Source organism: Hymenobacter glacieicola, assembly GCF_014640315.1.
Lineage (GTDB): Bacteria > Bacteroidota > Bacteroidia > Cytophagales > Hymenobacteraceae > Hymenobacter > Hymenobacter glacieicola.
Genome location: NZ_BMGS01000007.1, coordinates 312,903 through 337,704 on the forward strand (window position 1 = coordinate 312,903; position 24,802 = coordinate 337,704).

Sequence of the window (24,802 nt, forward strand, 5' to 3'; positions counted from 1 at the left end):
AAGCTGTTATGCAAATCATCAAAATCAGATATAAATTTATTATTATATTACCGCAGCATCTGCTAGTGACAGGTTGTCATCATTGTAAGACCCCTTTAGTTTTTACTACAAAACTCGATTATATGCAAGTCGCAAAAATAGTACATAACAAGCATCTACTTTTTCTAATCTGTAAGCTGGGTTACTTAAGCAATAATATAAGTCTAAAAAAATTAAACATCTACAATAACGGGAGATTTTTCATTTATAATGTAGACGATTTTAACATAGCATCTGAATCATTTAACTGGTATTTGCATAAGCCCTTATTAGCGCAGGAGGTAGCAAATATAAGTTGTAAATTCTACCAACCCAAGCCAGGCGATGTAGTATTAGACGTTGGGGCTGGTTTAGGTGAGGAAACATCTATTTACGCTGATTTAGTAGCAGCAGAGGGCAAAGTGTATGCCATAGAGGCTAACCCAATTGTATATCAGGTATTACAGGAAGTCATTAGACTTAACGGTTTTACGAATGTTATTCTATCCAATATTGCCATCAATGAACAGCACGAATTCGTTAGCATTGACGACGCGCCAGACACGTATTTAGCATCCTCGTTAAACAACATAAATAAAGGCACTACTTATGAAGTACAAGGCCTACCTCTACAAGACTTTTGCACCACTCACTCTATTCGTCGAATTGATTTACTTAAAGTCAATATTGAAGGTGCAGAACGGTTTTTATCTAAAGCGTTTGAACGGCCTGAATTAGATATTAAACACGTGGCTATTTCCTGTCACGACTTCCGTTATGCTAAGGAAGGAAATAAGTTTTTTCGCACCAAAGCTATAGTAAGTGAGTATCTTAAACGCAATGGGTATGTCATTGTGAGTCAGAGTACAGGCAAAGATTACATTGACGACTGGGTATACGGCACTAAGGAAACTTAAGAAATATACCCATGTTTATATAAGCGTAATTTTAAAATTACTTTCAGAATATATTAGTGTAGAACTGTTTAGCAATGTCTTTAGAAAGACAGTGTAAATCAACATTATTCTTCATTAAATTCATTAGTGTAGCCCCACGCTCAATGTAAGAGGTTAAGAAAAATTCGACCGCGTCGGATATTCGAGTTGCCAGGCGGAGCGTTACCAGCGGCAACGCTCCGCCCGGGGCCCGGCATGGCTTGCGCTCCTGCCCCGCGGCCATGCTTCGAAACAGCTTATGCTTACGCAGGTGCCATGAAACGCAGTGTTTGGTTAACTCTTATTCTGTTGCTGCCAGCGGCACCACTACGCGCCCAGTCTCTGGCGGGCATCTGGCAGGGCGTGGAAACGGATACCGGGGACCGGGAAGGCTACTGGCCGGCGGTCCTGCGGGTGCAGAAAGGAAAGGGCAGCGGCTTATTTGGCGTGCTCTACCAGGAAGTGGGCGGCCAGCCGCGTACAACGGTAACGTTTCAGGTGCGGGCTACCCCTTCTCGCACGGGCCTGCGCCTCGAGCACGTCCGTAAGCTCAACGAAACCGGCCGCTCGCCCTTCAGCCACTGGTGCGAGGGCTCCGTTACCTTCACCTATGATGCCCAGCAGGAAAAGCTGACCGGCCGCGCCACCTACCAGCCCGTGGGCGACTGTGATTTTGGCGCCTTCACCCTCTACCGGATTAAGCTCAAGTCGGCGGCCAAGGTAGCGGCTAACGCGGCCAGCACCATCCGCGTGTCGGGGCGCAATGTGCTCTGGTTTGCGGATGCCGACCTCAAAAAGCCGCTTACAGCCGGTAACAGCTACCGCATTACGCTCAGCAAAACCACTACCTTCTACCTCACGCAGGGGTACTACCCCACCAGTCAAAGTCCCGTGGTACCCATTACCATACAAGTAACCGGCGCCCCGGCTCCCAAGCGAGCTGCTTCCGCTCCGCCGGTACTTTCGCCGGCCCCCGTGCGCCCCGATACGGCCCGCCCGGATACGGTCCGCCCGGATACGGTCCGCCGCGCGCCAGCCCCGCTCCTGGCTCCGACGCCCGTGGTACTCCCCACGGTACTTTTTAAGCTGGGAACGGCCGAGCTGCTGCCGGAAAGCCGCCCAGCCCTCGAGCAGCTAGCCGCCGAGCTAAAAGCCCATCCACTGCTCAAGCTGCGCGTGGCCGGCCATACCGACAAAATCGGTGAGCCCCAGAAGAACCTGGTGCTTTCGGAGCAACGCGCCGAGGCAGTGAAAGCCGAGCTGATAAAGGCCGGGGTTGAGGCCAGCCGCATCAGCACCATCGGCTACGGCGACTCCCGCCCCCTCTACCCCTCCCCCGATGCCCGCAACCGGCGCGTGGAAGTCAGCGAGGAAAAGTCGTAAGAAGATTGCCCAACTTGGTGTGCCATGTAGCCAGAAAACGGTAAACTGATGTTCTTTTAGTTGTTCTTGTCCCGACGCAGTGCTTGCGGAAAGGCGCAACAGCGAATCTACCTGATATCACCTAGAATGAACTTCCCTACCCCTCTGGCACTGACAGCCCTGCTGGTTTTAACCGCCAGCCCCGGCAGCCGCGCCCAAACCAAAGCCCCGGGCCCCTGGAATAACAAGCAGTGCGCCGTGGTGCTCACGTACGACGACGCCATTGCTGATGATCTGGACCACGTGATACCCGCCCTCGACTCGGTGAAGCTGCGGGGCACATTCTACCTGATTGGGTCCTCGCCGGTAGTGGCTGCCCGCCTGCCCGAGTGGCGCCGGGCAGCCCAGCGGGGGCACGAGCTCGGCAACCACGCCCTCATGCACCCCTGCGACGGCAGCCTGCCCGGCCGCAGCTTCGTAACGCCCGATAATGACCTGAGCAAGTACACCATCAGCCGGGCGGTGAGCGAGGTGCGCGTCAACAACGTGCTGCTCAAGGCCATTGACGGCAAAACCGCCCGCACCTTCGCCTACCCCTGCGGCGACCGGCAAATTGGGGGCGTGTACTTCTACGAGCAACTTAAACCCGACTTTGTGGCGGCGCGGGGAGTTTCGGCGGGCCTGCAACCGATGGCCCAGGTTGACCTGGCTAACATCAACAGCTACATGATTAATGGGCAGTCGGGCGACTACCTGGTTGATTTGGTGAGGCAGGCCCAACGCTCGGGCGCCCTGCTCGTGTTTCTGTTTCACGGCGTAGGCGGCGGCCATAGCCTGAACGTGGAGTTGGCCGCGCACCGGCAGCTGCTGCGCTACCTCAAAGCGCATGAGCGGGATATTTGGGTGGCCCCGATGGTAGAAGTAGCCGAGAAAATAAAGGCCAACCAGAGCAGCGCCAGTAGTGGCAAATAGAATTCAAAGTACCTGGGCACCATAGCCTAGTAAGCCTGGCTCAGGTTAAGTACACGGCTGCCTGCGCACCCGGTTGTCGGGCGAGAACTACCTGCTGACTCCCCTGTACGTGGTAGGCGGCACGCTGCACGAGAGCCTCATAGCTCCTGAGTCAGCTACCCTAGCCTCGAGCTGGTTTTCTTTTTGAATCTCTTTCGCACGGCCCATTGCAAACGCACTTGACCGCACTGAAACTCGTGGGCGCGCCCGGTTGTCAAGCACACAAATAATGATGCTTGCATAACATTTATGTAATAACTGCGTAGTATCTTTGCATTCAACCGGCTGACTTACTTTAACATACATACAACACCATGAAAAAGACCACTGCTGCCGTTTCTTCGCTGCTCGTTCTCGGAGGTATTGGCTCATTGAGCTTCCTGGCCGCTCAGGTGCGCGACCTGAACCTGTTTTTTGACTTGCGCGACGAGGAAGAGTTACACTTCTGCTAGGGAGCCGCTGGCCTTGTTTTTCTGCAGACCCCGCCTACTCAGCGGGGTTTGTTGCGTTTAAGCCGGAACAAAGCCGAGGTCAAAATCAGGGACTTACCAACGCAGCCAAAAAAAACAACATCCATTCGCGCCGGTTTTCGGTACTTCACAGGAACGGCGGCCCAGGGTGGGCCGCCGGGCATCCCTTCACCTGCTTACCTGGGTGAGCATGGCCTCGGCAAACGCCCGGCGGCTTTCCCCCCCAGGAGCACAAACTGTGATTTATGAATCTGACCGGCTTGAAAGAGCAAATCAGCTACATCATCGGGCGCGACATGGCCCGCAACTTCGCCCAGCAAGGCCTGGATCTGGACATTGACGTATTTGCCCAGAGCATGAAGGAAGCCCTCGGCGGCGAGCCTAGTCGCCTGACGCCCGAGCAGATGCAAAGCGCCATGCAGCAGCTGCAGCAGCAGATGGAAGCCCACGAAGAAGCCAACCAAGACTCCTCTGATATGAGCAACAACAAAGCCGAAGGCGAAGCCTTCCTGAAAGAAAATTCCGCCAAGCCCGGCATTACTACCCTGCCCAGCGGCCTGCAGTACGAAGTGCTGAAGGAAGGTAGCGGCCGCAAGCCCGGCCCGGGCTCGTCGGTGACGACGCACTACCACGGCACGCTTACCAACGGCACCGTGTTCGACAGCTCCTACCAGCGCGGCCAGCCCGCTACCTTTGGGGTAAACCAGGTAATTGCGGGCTGGACAGAAGCCCTACAGCTGATGCCCGAAGGCTCGAAATGGCGCCTGTACATCCCCTCGGACCTGGCCTACGGCAAGCGCGGCGCCGGCCGCGACATCGGTCCGGACTCGGCTCTCATCTTCGACGTGGAGCTGCTGAAAGTAAATAATTAAGCTTTTCTTCGAGTGCCAGCCCCGCTGGAGCCGTGCATAGTGTTGTGCCCCCCGGTGGGCGCTGACTGCCACGGCCGGCGGGGCTTTTTCGACTATGCCTGATTCTACTTCCTTTCCACCTGCTTCTGAACCAGAAAACCCACCTTCCGCCCCGGCGGCCGCCAACGGCCCCGAGCTAGGGCAGGAAGCGGAGCTGGGTTTTCGCCCCCTCCCGCCGGCGCCGCCGCAGCACTTCCCAACGTTGCGCAGCGAAGACAGCCGGGTAGCCCTCACCAACGACGGGCTGGAAATCAACGACGAGCTGTTTGGCTGGCGTGAGCTGGAAGGGGTTGATGTGCAGCCGGTGCGCTGGCTGCTGGGCGTGCTCGGGGGCGGGTTAGTGCTCTGCGGCTTTATGTTGGGCTACCTGCAATTTTGGCTGCATACTATGCCGGCCGCCCTGGGCATGGCCGCAGGCGCTCTGCTCCTGGTGTGGGGAGCCCGGGGCACCAACCGCTGGCGGCTGCACCGGCCCGGCCGCGAGGCGCGCCACTTCGCTTTTTCTGGCCCCGCCCGCAGCTGGCAGCAGCTGGCCAGCGAGGCTAACTACCGCATCCGGCAGCGCCACAACGAGGCGGCGGCCGCGGCGGCTTACTGGCTGCACGAGGCCGAACGGTCGGCTTTTTCGGGGCCGGAGGCACCGGTCGGCTCCTAATCTTACGGACGGGCTGTCACTTTTTACCGGTGCCTACGTAAGCGCGCCGAGGTTGAAGCGCCGCATTCGTGTGCAACTACTACCTTTGGCCCCGCTTATTAAAAACGGCTATCCTCACTCTCTTCCTCCTCACATGGACGCCAAACACTCGCATACCGCCATTTCGACGGCTGGCTTGCTCATTGCCCTGGGCATTATCTACGGCGACATCGGGACTTCCCCGCTGTACGTGATGAGCGCCATCCTGAAAAGCGCCCGGGTGCCCAACCTGATTGAAGCCAACCTCGTGCTGGGCGCCATATCCTGCGTGCTCTGGACCCTGACGTTGCAAACAACCGTCAAGTACGTAATCCTGACCCTCAATGCCGACAACAACGGGGAAGGGGGCATTTTCTCGCTCTACGCCCTGGTGCGGCGGCGCGGGGCCTGGCTGTCGGCCGTGGCCATTGTGGGCGGCGCGGCCCTGCTGGCCGACGGGGTTATTACCCCTCCGATTTCCGTATCGTCAGCCATTGAAGGACTACGGGCCGTGAAGCCCGACATTCCTACGGTGCCCATTGTCATCGGCATTATTGCGGGCCTGTTTCTGCTGCAAAGCTTTGGTACCCAGATTGTAGGCAAGGCCTTCGGGCCGATTATGCTGCTGTGGTTTACCATGCTGGGCGTGCTGGGCGTGAGCTGGATTGTGCAGAACCCGGATATTCTGAAAGCCATTAACCCTTACTACGCCTACGAGCTGCTGGCCGAGTACCCGGGCGGGTTCTGGCTGCTGGGCTCGGTGTTCCTGTGTACTACCGGGGCCGAGGCGCTGTATTCTGACCTGGGCCACTGCGGCAAGGGCAACATCCGCATCAGTTGGGTGTTCGTAAAAACCACCCTGATTCTGAACTACTTGGGCCAGGGAGCGTGGCTGCTGGCTCACCAGGGCCAGATGCTGGACGGTCGGAGCCCCTTCTATGCCCTGATGCCCCAGTGGTTCCTGCTTATCGGAATTGGCATTGCTACCATTGCCGCCATTATTGCCTCGCAGGCGTTGATTACGGGCTCGTTCACGCTGGTAGCGGAAGCTATTCGCCTGAACATGTGGCCTAAAGTGCGGCTCAACTACCCCACTGACGTGAAGGGCCAGCTCTACGTGCCCAGCATGAACCGGCTGCTCCTGCTAGGCTGCATTGGGGTAGTGCTGTACTTCCAGGAATCCACGAACATGGAAGCGGCCTATGGCCTGGCCATCACGCTAACCATGCTCATGACCACCATTCTGCTCACCACGTGGCTGCACATGAAGCGGGTGCCCATGCCGGCTATAGTGCTCTTCGTGCTGGTGTATGGCGCCATTGAGGGCTCATTCCTGATTGCCAACCTCATCAAGTTTCCCCACGGGGGCTGGGTTTCGCTGGCCATTGGCTCTTCGCTGATGGCGGTGATGTACGTGTGGCTGCGGGCCTACTACATTAAGCGGCGCCTGACGGAGTTCGTGAAAATTGACCCCTACATTGAGGCGCTCAAGCAGCTTTCCAACGACGAGTCGGTGTCGAAATATGCTACCCACCTGGTGTTCATGTCCTCGGCGGAGCGGCAGTCGGAAATCGAGTCGAAGATTATCTACTCCATCTTCCAGAAGCGGCCCAAGCGCGCCGACATCTACTGGTTTGTGCACGTAGATACCACCGACGAGCCCTACACGATGGAATACAAAGTGACCGAGCTGGCCCCCGACGACGTGTTCCGGATTACGTTCCGCCTGGGCTTCCGGGTGGAGCAGCGCATCAACCTGTACTTCCGCAAGGTGGTCGAAGACCTGGTGCGCAACAAGGAAGTGGACATTACCTCCCGCTACGAGTCCTTGAGCAAGCAGCACGTTACCGGCGACTTCCGCTTCGTGGTACTGGAGAAGTTTCTCTCGGTGGAAAACGAGTTTCCCATGGTCGAGAAGCTGGTGATGCAGGCCTACTTCTACATCAAGCAGTTCATTGCTTCCGAAGACAAGTATTTCGGCCTTGATACCAGCTCGGTGAAAGTGGAGAAAGTACCGTTAGTTATTACCCCCGTGCGGGAGGTAGCCCTTAAGCGCATCAAGTAATTGTCAGTTCAACCCAAAACATTGGGTGCCAGAACATATTTCAAACAAAAAGCCCCGCTGCTAGTCAGCGGGGCTTTTTGTTTAGCGGATAACCGGCTATTTCTGCACGGGCAGCCACTTGGCTAGCACTACTTGCTGCTCGGACGTGGGGTTTGCCTGGCGCTCAATGCGGTAGCGACGCAACGGATTGGCCAGCAGCGGGAAGCTAATTTCTTTTACCAGCCCGTCGCGGTTTACGAGTAGCTTCACCTCGGAGCCGGGGGCACGGTTGGCGAGCAGCCGGTTCACGTCGTCGGTTACGCGGGCGCCATCGACGGCCAGAATCTCGTCGCCCACGCTTAGGCCGCCCTGCCAGGCGCTGCCTTCGCGCACCACGCTAGATACGGTTTGTTTGCCCCCCGCCGGGCTGATGCTGGCGCCCAGGCTGGCCTCGGTGGCGGCGGCCGGAGCCACCCGGAGTTGCAGGCCGGCGTAGCCCAGAGCCTGCTCGTAGGGCAGCGTTTCTACCCCGTAAACGTGGCGGCGGAAAAAGTCGTCGAAGCGGCGGCCGGCGACTTTGGCTACGGCGTCCTGGTATTCCTCATCGGTGAAGCCCCGGCCCAGCTTTTTGTAGTACTGGTCGTAGAGGTAGCGCATCACGTCGTCGAGGCTTTTCTGGCCCTTGGTTTCGTTGATGATCATCAGGTCCAGCACGGCCCCGATTACCTCGCCTTTATCGTAGTAGCTGATGCCGGTGTTGGAGGAGTTTTCGTTCGGGCGGTAGTACTTAATCCAGGCATCGAAGCTCGATTCAGCGGCCGACTGCTGCCGGTTGCCGGGCGTGTTTTCTACCCGGTTGATGCCGTTGCTCAGGTCACCCAAGTACTCATCGGGACTTACGAAGCCGGCGCGCTGCACAATCAGGTTGCTGAAGTACTCGGTGCCACCTTCGCTTACCCACAGCATACGGGTGTAGTTTTCCTGGTCATAATTGAACGGCCCCAGCGCGACGGGCCGGATGCGCTTCACGTTCCAGAGGTGAAAATACTCGTGGGCCACGAGCCCGAGGAAGCCTTTCCAGCCGGCCTCCGAGGAGTAGGCAGTGCGCGACACGGATAAGGTGGTCGAGAACAAGTGCTCCAGGCCCCCGGTGCCCCTATCGATGTTGTGCACAATAAACACGTAGCGGTCCAGCGGGTTTTGCCCCACTACCTTCTGGGCCTGCTCGCACACGCGCTGCATGTCGCGGGTGAGGCGGACGGTGTCTACTTTCGGGTCGCCGAACATGGCCACCGTGTGGGGCGTACCGTTGGCCGTGAACGTGTAAATTTTCTGATTCCCGATTTCAATGGGCGAGTCGGCCAGCTCATCGTAGTTGGCGGCGCGGTAGGTGAAGGTGCCGCCCGCCGGCTTCAGGCTGGTGCTTACCTGGCTCCAGCCAGCGGCCGGTTTTACTTCCAGGGTGCTGGGCAGCTGCTTTTCCTCAGCCGGGTACATGAATACGCTTGTACCGTTGAGGTAGCCGTGCGCTGCATCAATAAAGCTGGTACGTACGCTCAGCTCGAAGGCATACACCCGGTAGCGCACCGCAAAGTTCTTGGCCTTGGGATGATAGACGCGCCACGTATTCTTGGTGACTTTCTCTACCCGCAGCTTCTCGGTGCCCGCCGTGGCCTCAAAGCCCTCAACGTTCTTGGCAAACTCACGCACCAAATATGAGCCGGGCGCCCACACTGGCATTTTCACGTCGGTGAAGGCTTTGTTGAAGCCGTCCAGCTGCATTTCCACTTCGAAGTAGTGGGTTTGGGGCGCGGGCATGGAAAGCGTATAGCGCAGCGTTGGCGCTGCCACTGCGGCCGAGCCAGCCTGGCTCAGCAGGAGTCCCAGGGCCGCTACCGCCAGCGGGCGGGCAAAGTTCAGGAGCATTCGGAAAGAGGGTGAGGTGGTGAAAAAGCCGTTGTGGTCGCCAAAGAACGGCGGAAACCACTTAGGGCTGCAAGGTAGCGCGCAAATTACGCCCCAACGCACATGCCAGCAGCCTAGGCTATACTAAACCCGCTCTGCGCGTCCGCCGTTACGCTAGCGTCGAGTATCTTGTGGGCCTTGTTCAGTCTTAGGTAGCTGGCAAACAATTTGCAACCAGCAAGTTTAAACTGTCTGCCATGGAATTGACTGTCGCCCGCCCCCTACCCTTTTTCCCCGCTATGCGCTACGTCTGGCTTAGTTTTCTGCTTCTGGTTAGCGTGGTCGTTGGCTGGTCGATTTGGACCCGACAGGCCCCCGCAGCGGCAGAATTACAGCCGGAGGCCAAAGCCACGCGGGCAGTAGCATATGTTATCAGGGATAAGGCCGCCCCACCCCGGGCCGATAGCGTAGTAGCGTTTGCCCTGCGCCAGCTTGGCACCAACTACTGCTATGCCGGCAGCACCCCCTCCACTGGCTTCGATTGTTCGGGCTTTGTGAACTACGTGTTTGCCCGCTACCGGATACCCGTGCCTCACTCCACAGCCCTGCTTATCAGCACGGGCAAAGCAGTAGAGCGCCTGCAAGCCCGCCCCGGCGACATCGTGGTCTTTACCGGCACGGCCACCTCTTCCACTACTCCCGGCCATGCGGGCATCGTTATTAGCAAACCCGGCGAGCCGCTGCGGTTTGTGCACTCCTCCTCGGCCCGCCGCGAATCGGGCGTGAAAATAAGCCAGGTTGAAGGCACCGACTACGAACGCCGCTTTATGCAGGTGCGCCGGGTACTATAAGTGATTCGGTGAAATAGTGATGGAGTGAGTTGTCGTTCTAGCAGCTCCAGCGGGACGACCTATTAGTAGGAAATACCTTGCTGATAGTAAGCAACGCCCCGGCGGGGCGACACCGCTCGTTATACGATTGGCTGTCGCCCCGCGGGAGCCTTCACGCCAACCGAACGAAAACTCACTTAATCACTGTCTCACCGAACCACTATGAAAGAACGATGCCCGGCCGCCAGTGCAGATCCTCTACATGAGGCTGCTGGGCGAACCGGGCATCTAATCCTTCAAATCTTACCAAGCGATGAGTCTGGGGTACAGCCCCATCATCCACTTATCCAGTAAGACCTTGCCAGAATGCGGGAAATACTCAATCAGGAGGTCATTCCGCGCGAAAGCTGTTGTTAAGCGCGTCCGGCGGTGAAGCGGACTACATTCGACAGGCTTGGCAGGATTTGTTTGGGACTACTAGACATTTTGTACCTCCTTTCTTTAGATCCGACATAACCCCGGCTGCGCTACCCAGCACCTTAGGGCTGCTTGGCGGGGGCTGTAGCACTCGCTACGATAGGTAAAGTTAAAATCCCCCCGGATGGTTCAAAATAAAAACACCATTATTTATGGTCCTGGCCGCAGTTTTTACTCATATAGCTGACCATCAGCTCGTTTTATTAACCTGCTTATTTACAAAAAAGATGTGCCCGTAAGTTGGCCTCAAAGTTGCCTCTCCCAATTCCAGGAAAAACAGGCGTCATTCGTTTTATTCACGAGTTTTCCCCTATCTTTTTCCCGCAAACTCCCATCTATCATTTCACTTACCATGAAAAAAATTCTGTTCCTCTGCCTGGGTATGTTCCTGGGCTTGCTAGGGGCGGCTTCGGCTCAATCCCTCTCCCCACTCGGAGTATGGACAAACGCCGAGAAAAAGGCCACCTTCGAGATTTACAAGTGTGGCGACAAGCTGTGCGGCAAAATCGTGAGCCTTACCGTGCCGAATGACCCCAAAACCGGCAAACCCAAAACGGACACGATGAACCCCGAACCCAAGCTCCGCAACCGTCCTCGCCTGGGCATGGTATTCATGCAAGGCTTTGAGTACGACGATGATAACAAGTGGGACGACGGTAAGATCTACGACCCAGAAAGCGGCAAAACGTATTCCTGCTACATGAAAATGCTGAATGCAAACAGCATGGAAGTGAAAGGATACATCGGCTTCTCCATGATCGGCAAGTCGCAAACCTGGACCCGGGTTAAATAACCTGCTCCGCGCGTTTTAGGCTTACAAGGCGGCGCCCCCTTCTGTGGGGGCGCCGCCTTTTTTCGTTGGGGGCGGCTGAGCACGGGTGTGGCACTGTGCTTGCGTGGTGACAGGCTGGAACTAGTACTACCAAGTTGCCGGCCAACGTAAGGGCGCCGCCGGTAGCGCCGAGGTTAAAACCATTTTACCGAGCCTGTGTTGTCCTGTAAATCAATCCTACTACGTTGTTGAATCTGTTCAAACGGTTTTTTTCTGGCTCTGCTCCCGCTTCTGCCGACTGGCAGCCGCTGCAGCGCAGCGCGGCCGAGGAGCAGGTACGGCAGCAGTGGGTTGCCCAGCAGGTATACCTGAACTGGATGGGGCCTTACTTTAAAGCCTACCACTACCAGAAGGCCGGACTGCCCGGTGGCATGTTTCGGGTGCAGCTGGCCCGGGATGCGGGGCGGCCCGGTGCCGTGTTCCTGTACGACCCCAGCATTGGCCCCGGCAATTTCCGGCACCTGTTTGATTTTATTCGGGACCGAGTGCTGGGGCTGGGCTACCACGTGGGCGCCTCCAGCCACCGCACGGTGCGCCACGAGCAGTATACGGAAAGCACGCAGAAGCACTTCCTAAAGCCTCAGCCGCACGACTGTACGAACACCGGCCGCTGCAACCAGCGCTACGGCAACATTACCCTGGATCTGGTGAGCATTAATGGGCAGCCGGGCTTTCTGCGCCTGCTCAGCAACCCCTTCACGGATTCCATCTTCACGCCGGCTCACTCATTTGATGAGCTGATTGACGCGGTGTTCAACTTGCCCTCGGCCCCGCCGGAAGTGCAGAAGCTCATCAATCAGTATCGAAAGGTTTGATGGGACAGGCGTGACGCCAGCACCTACACAAAAGCCTCCGGTACACGTGTACCGGAGGCTTTTTTACTAGCCCTTGACTGACTACCCTTACTCCGCGGCGCGCACGAACCGGGCTTGCCCTACCAGACCATCGGGGCCCAGAAGGCGCAGGTGGTAGATGCCAGGGGCCAGCGCCGCCGTGTGCAGCACCGGTGCCGTCGCCGACACGGACTGGCGCAGTACTACCCGGCCAGTGGCATCCGTAACCTCAGCGGTAGCCCGCCCGCCGCTGAAATCGGCCAGCCGGAGCTGGTCCAGGCAAGGATTAGGATAAACGGTAATGGTAGCTGTGTTAGCACCTGGGCGGGTGCCGGTTACCAGCCCATTGTCGCGGGTGATAGGACCGGGGCCGTTGAGCAGCCACTGGTCCGGGTCGACGGTGATGCTGGTGATGGGGCGCGCCTCGGCCACGGCCGCCGACACCACTGGCTGGTACTGCGGCAGTCGAATGGTGCGCGTGGTGCCATCCGTAAACGTGAGCCGGTAGTCCACATCGGTGGCGAAAAAGGGCGTAACGGCGGGCATGGAGGCGGTTTCGGTGTTCTGGATGTACACTAGCCCGCCGGCCTGGTTCCAGCGCACCGTAAACGTGGGGTAGCCTTCTCCCCGAAACCACTGGCCGAAAAAATCGTGCAGGGAGCGGCCGGTTTCCTGCTCAAACACGCGCTGCAGGTCGCGGGTCCGGGCCGTGCGGCCGGCGTAAGTGCTTTGGTACGTGCGCAGGGCCCGGAAAAACTTCACGTCGTCGTTGACCAGGTAGCGCAGCATGTGAACCACGGCAGCCCCTTTCTTGTACGAGAGCCGGGAGTTGAAAATGCGGCCGACGCTGGTAGTATCGAGCACGAAAACACTACCCCCCGGCTGGCTCAGCACGGACGTGTGGGCCTGATTCATCCAGTTAAGCGCATCAGAGGGCGAGATAAAGCGCTGCAACGACAAGTACTCCCCGTAAGAAGCAAAGCCCTCGTTCAGCCAGATATCCTCCCAGGCCCCGCAGGTCACGTTGTTGCCAAACCACTGGTGCATCAGCTCGTGGGCCGTAAGCGTGAAGGTGAAGCCGGACTGTGTCGTCATGGTTTGGTGCTCCATGCCGCCCCCAATGGGAGCCATGCAGTGGCCATACTTCTCGTTGGCAAAAGGATAGAGCCCTACCAGCTCCGAGAAATGCTCAATAAAGCCGGGGGTACGGTCTATTTCCGTGCGTTGGTTGTCCAGGGCCGCCTGGTTGTACACGTAATTCACAATAGGAATCCGGGGGCCACCGGCGGGGTTAGCGTAGTTCACGTACTCCACGTATGGCCCCACCGCCACCGAAATCAGGTAGTAGTCGATGGGGTGGCGGGATTTCCATTCGTGCCGCACCCGGTTGTTGGGCAGCGGAGTAGATTTTTGCAGCACCCCATTGGAGCCCGCTTTGTTGGTAGCGGCCGTCGAAACCCAGACGTCCGACGAATCGGCCTTGTCGGTGAGCACCTGTTTGCAGGGCCACCACTCGTAGGCGTTGTACGGCTCCGACAAACTCCAGGTGGTACTCACGCCGTAGGTCGGGTCGATGCGGGTATCAAGGGCATTGCCGATGGCGGCGGAGTTGCCGTTGGGAGCCGTGCCCCGGTAGTAAACCAGGGCGTTAAACAGGGTATTGGGCGCCACGGCCTGGGTTAGTCCTACGGTTACATCACCCATGCCGACCCGGCGCAGCCCCGCGCTCCGGCGGCCGTTCACCACCACCGAGTCAATGATATAAGTAGCATACAGCTCAAAAGCCAGGGAGTCGAGGGGTTGCGCCCCGGTGCGGGCCCGGATGGTCACGGCCCCGCTCACGGCGCGGGTGGTGTTGGTCAGGTTCAGGTCCAGCTTATAATACGTAACATCGTAGCGGGCCATTTTTTGCCAGTGGCTCAGGCTGGCGTAGGCCGGACGGGCCACCCGGTTGTGCGTCTGCGCACAAGCCTCCGCAGCGGCCCCGTTCAGGTCGGCGGCTGTGGGGTGGTAGGCAGGCAGTTGGGCGGCCGCGGGCAGGCGGCTCAGCAGACCGGCCAGGGCGAGGGCGTAGAGGTAGGGGCGCATAGGGCAGATTTACAGACGGACAGGGAGCGTGTACGGGCAGAGAAGCCAGTAACGAAAGGTACGCAGCAGGCAGCATAAAAAACCGAAAAGGTAGGACTCCCGGCGACTGGGGTTGTATCTTTCGTCATTGCTACCTGTTCAGCTGCGCTACCCTATGCCAACAACTACTCTTACGACTTTTATTCGGGGCGGCCTGCTGCTGTGGCTACTGTGCCTGCTCGCTCCGGCGGCCCGGGCCACGCACATTGTGGGCGGCGAGCTTGATTTACAGCACGTTAACGGCGCTACCTATCAGCTAAGCTTGAACCTGTACTTTGATGCCGTGAACGGGCAGCCCGGCGCCCTGGATCCGGAGCTGACGGCCAGCATCTTCGAGAAAGGCACCAACCGCCGCATGCTGGACGTGCCGCTGCCCCTGACCAACAACACCCTCGTCAGCTACACCAACCCCGCCTGCACCACGCCTAGCTTGGTGACGCGGCGCCTGGTGTACACCCGCCCCATTACCCTGGCCGGGCAAACCTTCGCCAGCCCCAATGGCTACTACGTGGCCGTGGAGCGCTGCTGCCGCAACAACGGCATCAGCAACATCGTGGACCCCGGCGGGGCGGCCCAAACGTTTTACCTGGAGTTTCCGCCGGTCGTGCGCAACGGGCAGGACTTTCGCAACTCCACGCCGCGCATCTTTCCGCCCCTGAGTGATTACGCCTGCCGGGGAGAGCTGTTCTACTACAACTTCGGGGGCCAGGACACCGACGGGGACTCCCTGGTGTACGATTTGGTAACCCCGCTGAACGGCTACTCCAACACGGTTATTCCTAAGCCCGACCGCGCCCAGCCAGCCCCGTACAGCACGGTGCGGTGGGTAGATAGTCTGTCCGTTACGCGCCAGATTCCGGGCAACCCTACCCTGAGCATTGGGCGGCTCACGGGCCGGCTGGAAGTGCGGCCTACCCGGCTGGGGCTGTTCGTGTTTGGGGTGCGCTGCACGGAGTACCGCAAGGGCGTACGGCTGGGCGAAACCCGGCGCGATTTTCAGCTCAAAGTTATTTCCTGCCCCACCAACGCCCGGCCGAAGGTGGTCATGCAGGTGCCTAACCGCAGGCAGCCCTACCAAGTCGGGCGCGATACGCTACGGCTGCAACCCGGTGGCAACCGCTGTTTCACGCTCAAGTTCACCGACGCTGACCTCACTTCGGCCCTGACCCTGTCGTTAAGCCCGGTGAACTTTACCGCGCCCCTGCCTACCCTGAGCATCCTGCAGGGTACCGTGCGCACGCCCGGCGCCCCCGATACCCTTGTGTCGCGGTTGTGCTTTCCGGACTGCTTTAACACCAAAGGCAAGGTGTACCTGCTGGACGTGATTGTGGCCGATAACGGGTGCAGCCTGCCCAAGCGCGACACCGTGCGGGTAGCCGTTACCTCCGTGCCCGAGCCCAACGCCGCCCCGCTGCTGCGTAGCACGGCCGTGCTGCCCCTGCGCGCCCGGCCCGGTGACCTAATTACCTTTGACCTAGTGGCCACGGACCCCGACAACGACCCCATTACGCTGGAAATGACCGGCCGGGGTTTTACGCCTGCGGGCGTTGGGGCCCAGTTAACTCAGACGGCGAGCAACGGCCAGCTTACGGGCCGCTTCACCTGGCGCGTTGACTGCCGGGCCGTGGATAAACCGCTGTACGAGTTCGAGTTTACGGCCGCGGCCGCGCCCTGTGCCGACCGGCAAGCTACTACCCTCGTTATTCCGGTACAGATTGAGTACGTAAACCGGCCGCCGCAGCTGACCAGCCCGTTCCCCGGGCCTGCGGCCGGCTCGCCTACCCCACCGGCTCCGCTGGTTATCAGGCGGCCGATTGGGGGCGTGTACGAGGCTTCCCTCGCGGGCCTAGACCTGGATGTGGACGCGCTGACGCTCACGGCGGTGGGCACCGGCTTCGACCTGGCTGCGGCCGGTATGACCTTTGTGCCCCGCAATGGCAACGGCCAAGCCAGTGGGGTATTTCGTTGGGAAGCTAGCTGTGAAGCTGTGCGCCTGAATGGCTTGGAGGTTACGTTTACCCTACAGGAAAGCACCTGCTGGCCCCAGCCCCAAACCCGAATAGTGCGCTTTGAGGTAGAGCAACCGCCCGTGCCGGACTTCCTGCCGCCCAACGTTATTACCCCCTACCAGCGCGACGAAAAGAACGATTTCTTCGAGCTGGACAACGTGAAAAACAACCTGCCCCCGGATTTCTGCGAGTCGCGCTTTGCTGACCTTGAAATCTTTAACCGCTGGGGCAGCCGGGTGTACCGCACCACCAACCGCAGCTTCCGCTGGGATGGGGGCGGCCTCCCCGCCGGCGTGTATTACTACCTCATTGAGTTCACGGACAAGAAACGCTACAAAGGCACTGTAACCATTGCCAACTAGGCAGCGCAGTAACGGTAGCCCCCAAAAAAGCCCGGCCTGGCCGGGCTTTTTTGGGGGCGAGCCTTCGGGGCCGGCCGCTAATACAGAAACAGAAAAGCCGCGAACAACGCTACCCACAGCACGTCAATGAAATGCCAGTAGATGGTAATCATGCGCAACTGCAGGCGGCGGTAGGGGTTGCGGATAAACACCAGGCTGCGCACCGCGTCGCGGGCGGCGGTGTGGGTGCGCAGCAGCAGGGCCAGCAGAAACAACATGCCCCCCAGCAAGTGCGCCACGTGCAGGGCCGAGAGCAGGTACACGAACGTGCCGCTGGCTACGCCGTCGAGCAGCACGCCCTGGGCCATTAGCTCCCGCCAGCCCAGCACCTGCAACCCCGCAAACACGCTGCTTAGCAGCAGGGTAGCGCCCAGGCAGCGGGCCAGCCCCGCCAGGTCGTCGCGGGAGTAGAGGTGGCGGGCCTGGTTGATGGTGTAGCTGCTGATCAGCAGGACAATGGTGCTCAGGGAGAAAAAGCGCGGCAGCGGATAGATGCCGGTGGGCGTGTCGCTTTGGCTGCGGGTGTACATGTAGGCTACCACCAGCATCAGAAACAGCACCCCCACGCCGGCCAGGCCCAGGTACAGCATCAGAAGCAGCGGCGGCACTCCCTCCATGCGCTGAAAGGCCGAGGCAGGCCGACCGGCGCCAATTTTATTGGTACGTTCTTGATCAGAATTCATGAGCGACAAAGCAGGGCTGGGTGCGAGTAAGCAAACCAATCTGAAGCCCTTTAGTTCCGGCCCCAGGGGGCATATCTGAGGACAAGGGCTTCTGAGCAAGATACGTAAAAACGTTCCGCTCCGCGTGTGCTTTTTTCGGGCCAAAACCCTGGCTGCCAGCCTGCAGTACGCCCCTACTCTAGAACAGCGCAGTGGCTTACCCGAGATGCAAAAAAGGTCCTCATGCTGCACACTGCGCGCGGCATGAGGACCCCGTAGCAACCAAAGTAGAATTCTGAACAGTACTGCCCACACCCATTACCCCCGGAAAAACGACCCTATTTTGCCGAGCACCGCGTTCAGGGTAATCTTGGCGGAGCGGCCCGTGCCGAAGGTAACGTGGGTTTTGCCGGCTACCCGCATATCCAGCACCAAGCCCAGCCGCAGGGCCAGGTCGTTGAGTTGCTGGAGCGGGTCGGGGGCGTTAGGGTTCTTGGGTTTGGGTGGGGCGTTGGGGTCCTTGGGCGGGCCGCTGGTAATTTTGTCGAAGACCCGCTGGCTGGGGAAGTTGATGATGAGGTAGCCCCCGGAGCCCGCTATTTGTACATCGTCGCCATCCATAGTAACAACCAGCCTAGCTTCAATATCGAGTCCGTTAGCCAAGGGTACCGGGGGTTGCGGGCGGGAGGGCGCCGGAAGGCGGATTTTCGCCCCGGGTACGGATGCGCAACGAGCCGTTCAGGCGCCAGGTGGTGGGCGTAGCGGGGTTGGCGGGGTTGGGCACCTGCAGCTCCATTTGCTCGAAGTTGAGGGCTACCTCTACCCCACCCGAAAGCTTGGAGAGCAGGGAAGCGGCCGTATCGGCCCAGGAAGTAGGTTGTTCTGGCATAGATCTACAATAGAAAAGGAAGAAGTGAGCGGTAGCGGCAACTGAAACTACCCTGACCTGCCCGGGTAGAAACGGCGCTGCGCGGGGCAAGTTACGAGATGACGCTGGCAAGACCTTTGCACCAAGCCTGCCGCGTGGCCCTCGTTAGAAGGCCAGCATCAAAACTCAACCGTCTGCGTATGCAGCCCAACGGCTGATTTACTTCCTCTTTTCTTTGCCCCATGCCCCGATTTCATTTTCTGGCAGTTGGTCTGTGCGCCTGCCTGGCCGCCGCTCCCGCCCTGGCCCAAACCCTGCCGCCCGTTGACTGCGCGCATCCGTTTGGTCTTTATGATAACATGGAACTGGTGTACCAGCTGCAGGATGCCAGTGGCAAGACAACCGGCACCATGCGCAACCGGGTGGTGAGCCTCAGCGCAGAGCAAAACAAAAAGCAGACAGTTACTACGAATACGGTGCTGCTGAAAAGCGGCACCTATGACCCGAAGAACAAGCTTCTGCGCTTGCAGGACCTTACCTTCCGCTGCCGCCAGGACACCAGCTTCACCGATGGCTCCGCCGAGCTAAGCCCCGAAAGCCTGCGCTCCTTCCGCGACCGGCGCTTTGATTACGCCCCCGTGCCCCTGGCCTGGCCCAATCAGCCCACCGTTGGCTCGGAGCTGCCCCAGGGCGGTATTTCGGTGCAGGTGAGCAGCACGGCCGTCGATATTGCCAAGGTGTACACTACCGTGCACAAGCGCCGGGTAACCGGCACTGAAATGGTTACGACCCCAGCCGGCTCCTTTGCCTGCTACAAAGTGGAAGCCGAGCGGGAAAGCGCCACCGCCGCCCGCGCCGACATGGTCATGCGCAACGCCGTGCGGGTAGTTGACTATTACTCGCCGGCCGTGGGCATTGTCAAAAGTGAAGTCTATGACAAAAAAGGCAAGCTGGAACAGGTACGCCTGCTAACAGCCATCAATACGGGAGCACCCGCCGGCGGCACCATTCAGCCCAGGGAGAAGGAGAAATACAAGGTTAAAAAATCGTAAGTTGAGAGCTGAACCCGACACTTTTGCTTGCTATGCACCTGCTTACCCCACTCACCGGCGCCCTGAGCGTGCTTTTGCTGGCCGCCTGCCAACCCCAAACCGAAACCGCTGCCGCCACAACCACCGCTAGCCCAACGCCGGTTGCCGCCACTGCGGGCCCCACGGGCACTACCTACGGCGCCCCCATCACGGCCGCGGGCGCCCAGCCAGTTTCAGCCCTGAACAGCTTGCTGGGTGAGCAGGATTCGGCCCGGGTGAAGCTGGTAGGCACTGCCACGGCCGTGTGCCAGGCCAAGGGCTGCTGGCTTACGCTGCAGGCGCCCAACGGAGAGCCTATGCGCGTGCGGTTCAAGGATTACGCCTTTTTCGTGCCCAAGGACATTACCGGCAAAACCGTCGTGATTGACGGCTGGGCCCACCGCGAAACGGTTCCGGTTTCCGACCTGCAGCACTACGCCAAGGACGCCGGCAAGTCGGCGCAGGAAGTAGCCGCCATTACCCAGCCCCAGCAGCAGCTAAACTTTGAGGCCAGCGGCGTGCTGGTAGCCGACAAGTAAAGTATCATCGTGAGAAAAGCCCCGTCGCCCGGGGCTTTTTTATGGCCGACCAGATCCAGCCAACACCCAGAAACTGGGGAACGGGGCGGGGCGGTTTGGCGTACCTGGGAAGGACCGCGCCTACGTTAGTTTAGGGACGCAGTTAGTAGCTTGCAGCTCCAACCCCGTGCCTCCCATGCCTGCCGACGACAACATTCAGCACCAGATAACGGCCCTCACTGAGCGCCTGCACCACCTCAACTACCAATATTACCAGCGCGACATCTCGGAAGTACCCGACCAGGAGTTCGACCAGATGCTGGCCCAGCTGGCCCAGCTGGAAAAAGACTACCCCCAGTTTGCCCACCCCAACTCCCCTACCCAGCGCGTGGGAGGCACCATCACCAAGCAGTTCCCCACCGCGGAACACCGCTACCCCATGCTTAGCCTGGGCAATACCTACTCCGAGGCTGACTTACGCGAGTTTGACGAGCGGGTGCGCCGGGGGCTGGAAGGCGCCGCGGTGCAGTACGTGTGCGAGCTGAAGTTCGACGGGGTAGCCATGAGCCTGACGTACCAGGACGGCCAGCTCACCCAGGGCGTAACCCGCGGCGACGGCACCCGCGGCGACGTAGTAACCAGCAACGTACGCACCATTCGCAACCTACCCCTGCACCTGCGCCCGGCCGGCCCGCCCCAACCCGCCGACTTCGAGGTACGCGGCGAAGTTTTCATGCCATTGCCGGTTTTTGCCGAGCTGAACGCTGAGCGCGAAGCCAACGGGGAAGCCCTGCTGGCCAACCCGCGCAATGCCGCCAGTGGAGCCCTCAAGCTTCAGGATTCGGCCTTGGTGGCGGCCCGCAAGCTGCGGTTTTTCGCGTATTCATTTCTGATGCCGGGCCGGAGCATATTTCCTACCCACAGCGCCTCCCTGGAAGCCCTGCACGCCTGGGGCCTACCCGTGTCCGACACGTGGCGGGTGTGCGGCACCATTGAAGAGGTGTTGGATTTCGTGCACGAGTGGGACAAAAAGCGGTTCACCCTCCCGGTTGCCACCGACGGCATCGTAATCAAAGTGGATGATTTCCGGCAGCAGGAGCTGCTGGGCTTCACGGCCAAAAGCCCCCGCTGGGCCATTGCCTACAAGTACCCGGCCGAAGCTGCCCGCACCCGCCTGCACACCATTCAGTACCAGGTAGGCCGCACTGGTGCCGTAACCCCCGTGGCCCTACTCGACCCCGTGCCCCTGGCCGGCACCGTGGTCAAGCGCGCCTCGGTACACAACGCCAACCAGATTGCCGCCCTCGACTTGCGCCTCGGTGACCTGGTTTTTGTGGAAAAAGGGGGCGAAATCATCCCCAAAATCACCGGCGTCGACCTGGCTTCCCGCCCGGCCAACGCCGTGCCCATTGTGTACCCTACCCAGTGCCCGGCCTGCAATACGCCCCTGATCCGGCCCGAGGGCGAGGCCCACTTCCGCTGCCCCAATGAACGAGCCTGCCCGCCTCAGCTCAAGGCCAAGCTGGAGCACTTCGTGTCCCGTAAGGCTTTGGATATTGACGGGCTGGGCGCGGAAACGGTGGGTCGGTTTTTCGACCTACGGCTGGTGTCGAATGCGGCCAGCCTTTACGACCTGCCCGCTAAAGCGCACGAGCTGGCCCAGCTGGAGCGCATGGGCGAAAAATCGGTGCAGCGCCTGCTGGCGGGCCTGGAGCAAAGCAAGCAGATTCCGTTCGACCGGGTGCTGTTTGGTTTGGGCATTCGGTACGTGGGCGAAACAGTGGCCGAAAAGCTGGCGGCTCATTACCGTACCGTTGATGCCCTGGCCGCCGCGTCGGCCACCGAGCTGGCTGCCGTGCCCGAGGTGGGCGGCGTTATTGCCGAGTCGGTAGCGGCCTGGTTTCAGGAACCGGAAAACCGTGAGTTGATTGAGGGGCTGCGGGCCGCGGGCCTGCAACTGGCCCTGACGGGCGAGGCCCCGCAGCCCCAGAGCGACCGGCTGGCGGGCCTGACCTTTGTACTGTCGGGCGTGTTTGAGCAGCACAGCCGGGAGGAGCTGCAGCACCTGATTCAGCAAAACGGCGGCAAAATTACCGGCAGCATCAGCAAGAAGCTCAGCTACCTGGTGGCCGGCGACAAAATGGGCCCGGCCAAGCGCGAAAAAGCCACCGAGCTGAAAGTACCCATCATCACCGAGGACGAGCTGCTGGCCATGCTGCCCACCAGCTTCGACGCGGAGGACGCCGTGCTAGACCAAATGCTGGGCGATTCTTCGGCCGTAGCTGCTACCCCTGCCGCCGCCACTGGCCCTACTTCATCCGGCGGCCCGGGCGAGCAGGGCAGCTTGTTTTAAGTCTCTCATTCATAATTAGTAACCTGCAACCCCTGGCGCAACTTCTTCGGGCCAGGGGTTGTCCTTGCCCTATACTTCCCACTAGCCTCTTTTATATGTTACGTTTTGCTTTTGCTGCTGCCCTCCTGATAGGTTCTGCCGCGGCCCACGCGCAAATGTCAGCTCCGGCAGCCCGGCCCCTCCCAGCGCCAGTACCCATGGTGAATGTTGGGACCATAACCAGGCCTAGCGTGCCAGTGGCGGACTTGGCGGAGGTGAAGCAAGCCCTGACCCAGCCCGGCACCGTGCTCCTGGATGTGCGCACACCGGCCGAGTTTGCCGCCGGCCATCTTTCCGGGGCGCAAAACCTGGATTTCCGCGCCCCTGAATTTGCCCAACGAATGGCCCTGCTCGACCCCAAAAAACGCTACGTGCTGTACTGCGCCTCCGGCAACCGCAGCGGCAAAGCTGCCGTGCTCATGCAGGAGAAAGGCTTCCTGAAAGTGGTGAATGCTGGAGGGTTTCAGGCGCTGAAAGAAGGCGGCCTGCCTGCTCAATAAACGGGCTACTCTGGCGGCCAGGTAAGCTGATCCTACCGTGGGCCTGCTAACCAACTCATTCAGCATTTGCTGAACCTGTCAGTTCATCCCTAAAGAGGCGTTCCGGTGCTTACTGGAACGCCTTTTTTCTGAAGCTGCCCTGGGGCTCCTTGGCCGTGTCGGCGGCTGAGAGCGGGCCCACGAAAAAGGGGTAGCTGTGGGTGGCTACGCTGCCGTGTCCATCATACGCCATAACCAGCAACCGATAGGGGCCCTTTTTGCGCGGGGCCTGCAGTAATACCCTCTGGCCTTGGGGCTGCTTAATCAGATCGGGCAGCGGCTCGGGGGCCGTCCGGTCCTGGGGCAGCACGAAGTTTTCATCTACTTCTGGCACTACTTCCCACTCAATGCGCAGCGGATCCGCTTCGGGATCAGTTGCTTCCACTGTTACCTGATAGGATGCCCCGGGCCGTAGCAGCACGTTGCGGGTAGGGGGCAGGCCGCTTAGCTGCAGGCGCGCCAAGCGCGGAGCTTGGTTAGGAACTCGTTTTCCAGTCCAGAGGTAATGCACCATATCTACCACGGCGGTTTTCTCGCCCTTATCGGTAAAGAGGCTAAACCACATGGCGGTCTGCTCGAAGCGCTGGCCCCAGTAAAGCACGTAGGAGCCCAGGCACCGATTCGGTTGGCCTTTAACGCTTTTTTCGAAGCGGGTGCGCATAAACTCCGCCTTCGTGTCGCTGCTCTGGTCCAGCGGGGCCCGCCACTTAGTGCGCGGAGCCTCCCACCAGCCCCGGGCCCCGTACTCGCCCACAATGTAGGGCCCCGACCAGCCATCCTGCACGAGCCGGGCATCCAACTCCCCTAGCCCACCAAAGATGTTGACCGTCAGTACATCCAGATCGGGGCAAAAGCGCTCCACGGCCGATACCATGTTGAAGTTGCTGGTCAGAGTAGTTGTGACGGGGTGGTAGGGGTCAAGCTCGTGAATCATGCGGGCTACCTCATTCAGGGCCTGAAAGGCCCGGGGGTTATTGGTGTGGTTGTCCAGCTCGTTGCCCACATTCCACATCAGCAGGGCGGGATGGTGCCGGAAGCGCAGCACCTGCTCCCGGATTTCTTGCTGCTGCCGCGCCACGGCCTTCCGGTCGAAGTAGTCGAAGTCCTCATACTCAGGCTTCATCCATATGCCCAGCATTACGCTTAGGCCCTGCTGCTGCGCTTTGTCGAGGATGGCGTCGGCGTAGTTCGTGGTGTAGAGCCGCAGGGAATTTCCGCCTAGGGCCTGCACCCGCTCTAGCTGTTGCAGTCCGGCTACCCCTTTGATATAATAGGGTTTGCCCCCGCGCAGCAGCTGCCACCCGACTTTGGTTTTTACTACCTGCACGGGCAGCACGCCCGGTGGTGGTGGCGCAAGCACTTGCTCCGAGGGAGTATCGGCAGTTTGGCACCCGCCTAACCACATACCCAGGTTTATAACCCACCAGAAGGAAGCAAAAAGTCGCAAACCCATAACCAAGAAAAAAGTACGGACGAGGCAATATTGTATAATTATAATAAATAATTAAATTTTATTACATTTTAAAAATCGTATTATTGGCATTATTTTACAAAAATTACTTGAATACATTATACTAAAGACAACCTCCACGTTTGCCTGTTTTGCTCGCCTTTCAGCTACTACCCTGCTCTACTTCTCACACTGCTAGTCAGCCGCGCCATGACTCTTTATGAAGAAACGCCTACTTCAACAGCAGTTTCCCCTCCTCCTTCCTCTATCCAATCAACTCCAGCGGCCGCTCGTGTTGGCTACACCTTCTTGACCCAGGTAGGGCAAATGCGGCTACTAGTAGTGATTGGGGTAGTGCTAACGGGGCATTTTCTGTGGTGGTTTGCTGACTCCGACCACGTTGGCTACGCGCCGTTATTTTGGCTGCTGACCGTGTCGCTGGGCTTCAAGCTCCTGCGCATGCTG

Annotated in this window: 22 protein-coding genes; 16 read left to right on the plus strand and 6 right to left on the minus strand. The window is 59.3% G+C overall.

What is annotated here, in order from left to right:
* Positions 1-8: 8 nt before the first annotated feature.
* The 7 genes from IEW18_RS14770 (at position 9) to IEW18_RS14800 (ending at position 7,445) form a co-directional block, all read left to right on the plus strand.
* Entirely contained in the window at positions 9-935 is a 927-nt protein-coding gene (locus tag IEW18_RS14770; protein WP_188558628.1) for an FkbM family methyltransferase, read from the plus strand.
* A gap of 294 nt (positions 936-1,229) precedes the next feature.
* Positions 1,230-2,336, plus strand: a complete 1,107-nt coding sequence (locus IEW18_RS14775) for an OmpA family protein (RefSeq protein WP_188558629.1) — start codon at positions 1,230-1,232, stop codon at positions 2,334-2,336.
* A 126-nt stretch (positions 2,337-2,462) separates the two neighbouring features.
* On the plus strand, positions 2,463-3,287 hold the full coding sequence (locus IEW18_RS14780; RefSeq protein ID WP_188558630.1) for a polysaccharide deacetylase family protein: 825 nt from the start codon (positions 2,463-2,465) through the stop codon (positions 3,285-3,287).
* Positions 3,288-3,640: 353 nt separating this feature from the next.
* The gene (locus tag IEW18_RS14785) at positions 3,641-3,778 is read left to right on the plus strand and encodes a hypothetical protein (RefSeq protein WP_188558631.1); all 138 of its coding nucleotides are present in this window, start codon (positions 3,641-3,643) and stop codon (positions 3,776-3,778) included.
* 263 nt (positions 3,779-4,041) lie between these two features.
* Positions 4,042-4,668 (plus strand): BamJ family beta-barrel-assembly machinery protein, encoded by a 627-nt coding sequence (bamJ, locus tag IEW18_RS14790; RefSeq protein ID WP_188558632.1) that lies wholly within the window; start codon positions 4,042-4,044, stop codon positions 4,666-4,668.
* A gap of 94 nt (positions 4,669-4,762) precedes the next feature.
* Positions 4,763-5,362 (plus strand): hypothetical protein, encoded by a 600-nt coding sequence (locus tag IEW18_RS14795; RefSeq protein WP_188558633.1) that lies wholly within the window; start codon positions 4,763-4,765, stop codon positions 5,360-5,362.
* Positions 5,363-5,495: 133 nt separating this feature from the next.
* Positions 5,496-7,445, plus strand: coding sequence for a KUP/HAK/KT family potassium transporter (locus IEW18_RS14800; protein WP_188558634.1), 1,950 nt, complete (start codon positions 5,496-5,498; stop codon positions 7,443-7,445).
* Positions 7,446-7,541: 96 nt separating this feature from the next.
* Here IEW18_RS14800 and IEW18_RS14805 read toward each other — a convergent pair whose 3' ends face one another.
* Positions 7,542-9,350 (minus strand): M61 family metallopeptidase, encoded by a 1,809-nt coding sequence (locus tag IEW18_RS14805; RefSeq protein WP_188558635.1) that lies wholly within the window; start codon positions 9,348-9,350, stop codon positions 7,542-7,544.
* Between the two features lie 236 nt (positions 9,351-9,586).
* Between IEW18_RS14805 and IEW18_RS14810 the strand changes: the two genes are divergently transcribed.
* The 3 genes from IEW18_RS14810 (at position 9,587) to IEW18_RS14820 (ending at position 12,283) form a co-directional block, all read left to right on the plus strand.
* Entirely contained in the window at positions 9,587-10,180 is a 594-nt protein-coding gene (locus IEW18_RS14810) for a C40 family peptidase (RefSeq protein WP_188558636.1), read from the plus strand.
* An 808-nt stretch (positions 10,181-10,988) separates the two neighbouring features.
* Positions 10,989-11,429, plus strand: coding sequence for a DUF2147 domain-containing protein (locus IEW18_RS14815; RefSeq protein WP_188558637.1), 441 nt, complete (start codon positions 10,989-10,991; stop codon positions 11,427-11,429).
* 227 nt (positions 11,430-11,656) lie between these two features.
* Positions 11,657-12,283, plus strand: a complete 627-nt coding sequence (locus tag IEW18_RS14820; protein ID WP_188558638.1) for a hypothetical protein — start codon at positions 11,657-11,659, stop codon at positions 12,281-12,283.
* Positions 12,284-12,370: 87 nt separating this feature from the next.
* Here the strand turns inward: IEW18_RS14820 and IEW18_RS14825 are convergent, their stop codons facing one another.
* On the minus strand, positions 12,371-14,389 hold the full coding sequence (locus IEW18_RS14825) for a M1 family metallopeptidase (RefSeq protein ID WP_188558639.1): 2,019 nt from the start codon (positions 14,387-14,389) through the stop codon (positions 12,371-12,373).
* A 154-nt stretch (positions 14,390-14,543) separates the two neighbouring features.
* On the opposite strand from IEW18_RS14825, the gene IEW18_RS14830 reads away from it, so the two are divergent.
* Positions 14,544-16,799: a T9SS type B sorting domain-containing protein gene (locus IEW18_RS14830; protein ID WP_188558640.1), complete on the plus strand. Its 2,256-nt coding sequence runs from the start codon at positions 14,544-14,546 to the stop codon at positions 16,797-16,799.
* 77 nt (positions 16,800-16,876) lie between these two features.
* Here IEW18_RS14830 and IEW18_RS14835 read toward each other — a convergent pair whose 3' ends face one another.
* The 3 genes from IEW18_RS14835 to IEW18_RS14845 all read right to left on the minus strand — a co-directional run bounded on the left by IEW18_RS14835 (position 16,877) and on the right by IEW18_RS14845 (position 18,389).
* Positions 16,877-17,521, minus strand: coding sequence for a cytochrome c oxidase subunit 3 (locus IEW18_RS14835; protein WP_188558641.1), 645 nt, complete (start codon positions 17,519-17,521; stop codon positions 16,877-16,879).
* A gap of 297 nt (positions 17,522-17,818) precedes the next feature.
* On the minus strand, positions 17,819-18,163 hold the full coding sequence (locus IEW18_RS14840; protein WP_188558642.1) for a hypothetical protein: 345 nt from the start codon (positions 18,161-18,163) through the stop codon (positions 17,819-17,821).
* Positions 18,156-18,389, minus strand: a complete 234-nt coding sequence (locus tag IEW18_RS14845) for a hypothetical protein (RefSeq protein WP_188558643.1) — start codon at positions 18,387-18,389, stop codon at positions 18,156-18,158. Before IEW18_RS14845 ends, IEW18_RS14840 begins: the two co-directional genes overlap by 8 nt.
* A gap of 221 nt (positions 18,390-18,610) precedes the next feature.
* On the opposite strand from IEW18_RS14845, the gene IEW18_RS14850 reads away from it, so the two are divergent.
* From IEW18_RS14850 to IEW18_RS14865, 4 genes are all read left to right on the plus strand, one after another.
* The gene (locus IEW18_RS14850) at positions 18,611-19,420 is read left to right on the plus strand and encodes a TapB family protein (protein ID WP_188558644.1); all 810 of its coding nucleotides are present in this window, start codon (positions 18,611-18,613) and stop codon (positions 19,418-19,420) included.
* Between the two features lie 32 nt (positions 19,421-19,452).
* The gene (locus IEW18_RS14855; RefSeq protein ID WP_188558645.1) at positions 19,453-19,977 is read left to right on the plus strand and encodes a DUF4920 domain-containing protein; all 525 of its coding nucleotides are present in this window, start codon (positions 19,453-19,455) and stop codon (positions 19,975-19,977) included.
* A gap of 175 nt (positions 19,978-20,152) precedes the next feature.
* A complete protein-coding gene (ligA, locus tag IEW18_RS14860; RefSeq protein ID WP_188558646.1) occupies positions 20,153-22,309 on the plus strand; it encodes an NAD-dependent DNA ligase LigA in 2,157 nt (718 codons plus the stop codon).
* A gap of 95 nt (positions 22,310-22,404) precedes the next feature.
* On the plus strand, positions 22,405-22,848 hold the full coding sequence (locus tag IEW18_RS14865; protein ID WP_229728761.1) for a rhodanese-like domain-containing protein: 444 nt from the start codon (positions 22,405-22,407) through the stop codon (positions 22,846-22,848).
* A gap of 109 nt (positions 22,849-22,957) precedes the next feature.
* Here the strand turns inward: IEW18_RS14865 and IEW18_RS14870 are convergent, their stop codons facing one another.
* The gene (locus IEW18_RS14870; RefSeq protein WP_188558647.1) at positions 22,958-24,340 is read right to left on the minus strand and encodes a glycoside hydrolase family 2 TIM barrel-domain containing protein; all 1,383 of its coding nucleotides are present in this window, start codon (positions 24,338-24,340) and stop codon (positions 22,958-22,960) included.
* A gap of 207 nt (positions 24,341-24,547) precedes the next feature.
* Between IEW18_RS14870 and IEW18_RS14875 the strand changes: the two genes are divergently transcribed.
* Positions 24,548-24,802, plus strand: a 255-nt coding sequence (locus IEW18_RS14875; RefSeq protein WP_188558648.1) for a hypothetical protein, incomplete at its 3' end; no start/stop codon positions are given.

Excerpts from the sequence above, each read along its gene's own strand:
- IEW18_RS14770 (WP_188558628.1), top strand. The coding sequence starts at position 9 with ATGCAAATCATCAAAATCAGATATAAATTTATTATTATATTACCGCAG.
- IEW18_RS14775 (WP_188558629.1), top strand. The coding sequence starts at position 1,230 with ATGAAACGCAGTGTTTGGTTAACTCTTATTCTGTTGCTGCCAGCGGCA.
- IEW18_RS14780 (WP_188558630.1), top strand. The coding sequence starts at position 2,463 with ATGAACTTCCCTACCCCTCTGGCACTGACAGCCCTGCTGGTTTTAACC.
- IEW18_RS14785 (WP_188558631.1), top strand. The coding sequence starts at position 3,641 with ATGAAAAAGACCACTGCTGCCGTTTCTTCGCTGCTCGTTCTCGGAGGT.
- bamJ (WP_188558632.1), top strand. The coding sequence starts at position 4,042 with ATGAATCTGACCGGCTTGAAAGAGCAAATCAGCTACATCATCGGGCGC.
- IEW18_RS14795 (WP_188558633.1), top strand. The coding sequence starts at position 4,763 with ATGCCTGATTCTACTTCCTTTCCACCTGCTTCTGAACCAGAAAACCCA.
- IEW18_RS14800 (WP_188558634.1), top strand. The coding sequence starts at position 5,496 with ATGGACGCCAAACACTCGCATACCGCCATTTCGACGGCTGGCTTGCTC.
- IEW18_RS14805 (WP_188558635.1), bottom strand. The coding sequence starts at position 9,350 with ATGCTCCTGAACTTTGCCCGCCCGCTGGCGGTAGCGGCCCTGGGACTC.
- IEW18_RS14810 (WP_188558636.1), top strand. The coding sequence starts at position 9,587 with ATGGAATTGACTGTCGCCCGCCCCCTACCCTTTTTCCCCGCTATGCGC.
- IEW18_RS14815 (WP_188558637.1), top strand. The coding sequence starts at position 10,989 with ATGAAAAAAATTCTGTTCCTCTGCCTGGGTATGTTCCTGGGCTTGCTA.
- IEW18_RS14825 (WP_188558639.1), bottom strand. The coding sequence starts at position 14,389 with ATGCGCCCCTACCTCTACGCCCTCGCCCTGGCCGGTCTGCTGAGCCGC.
- IEW18_RS14830 (WP_188558640.1), top strand. The coding sequence starts at position 14,544 with ATGCCAACAACTACTCTTACGACTTTTATTCGGGGCGGCCTGCTGCTG.
- IEW18_RS14835 (WP_188558641.1), bottom strand. The coding sequence starts at position 17,521 with ATGAATTCTGATCAAGAACGTACCAATAAAATTGGCGCCGGTCGGCCT.
- IEW18_RS14845 (WP_188558643.1), bottom strand. The coding sequence starts at position 18,389 with ATGCCAGAACAACCTACTTCCTGGGCCGATACGGCCGCTTCCCTGCTC.
- IEW18_RS14850 (WP_188558644.1), top strand. The coding sequence starts at position 18,611 with ATGCCCCGATTTCATTTTCTGGCAGTTGGTCTGTGCGCCTGCCTGGCC.
- IEW18_RS14855 (WP_188558645.1), top strand. The coding sequence starts at position 19,453 with ATGCACCTGCTTACCCCACTCACCGGCGCCCTGAGCGTGCTTTTGCTG.
- ligA (WP_188558646.1), top strand. The coding sequence starts at position 20,153 with ATGCCTGCCGACGACAACATTCAGCACCAGATAACGGCCCTCACTGAG.
- IEW18_RS14865 (WP_229728761.1), top strand. The coding sequence starts at position 22,405 with ATGTTACGTTTTGCTTTTGCTGCTGCCCTCCTGATAGGTTCTGCCGCG.
- IEW18_RS14870 (WP_188558647.1), bottom strand. The coding sequence starts at position 24,340 with ATGGGTTTGCGACTTTTTGCTTCCTTCTGGTGGGTTATAAACCTGGGT.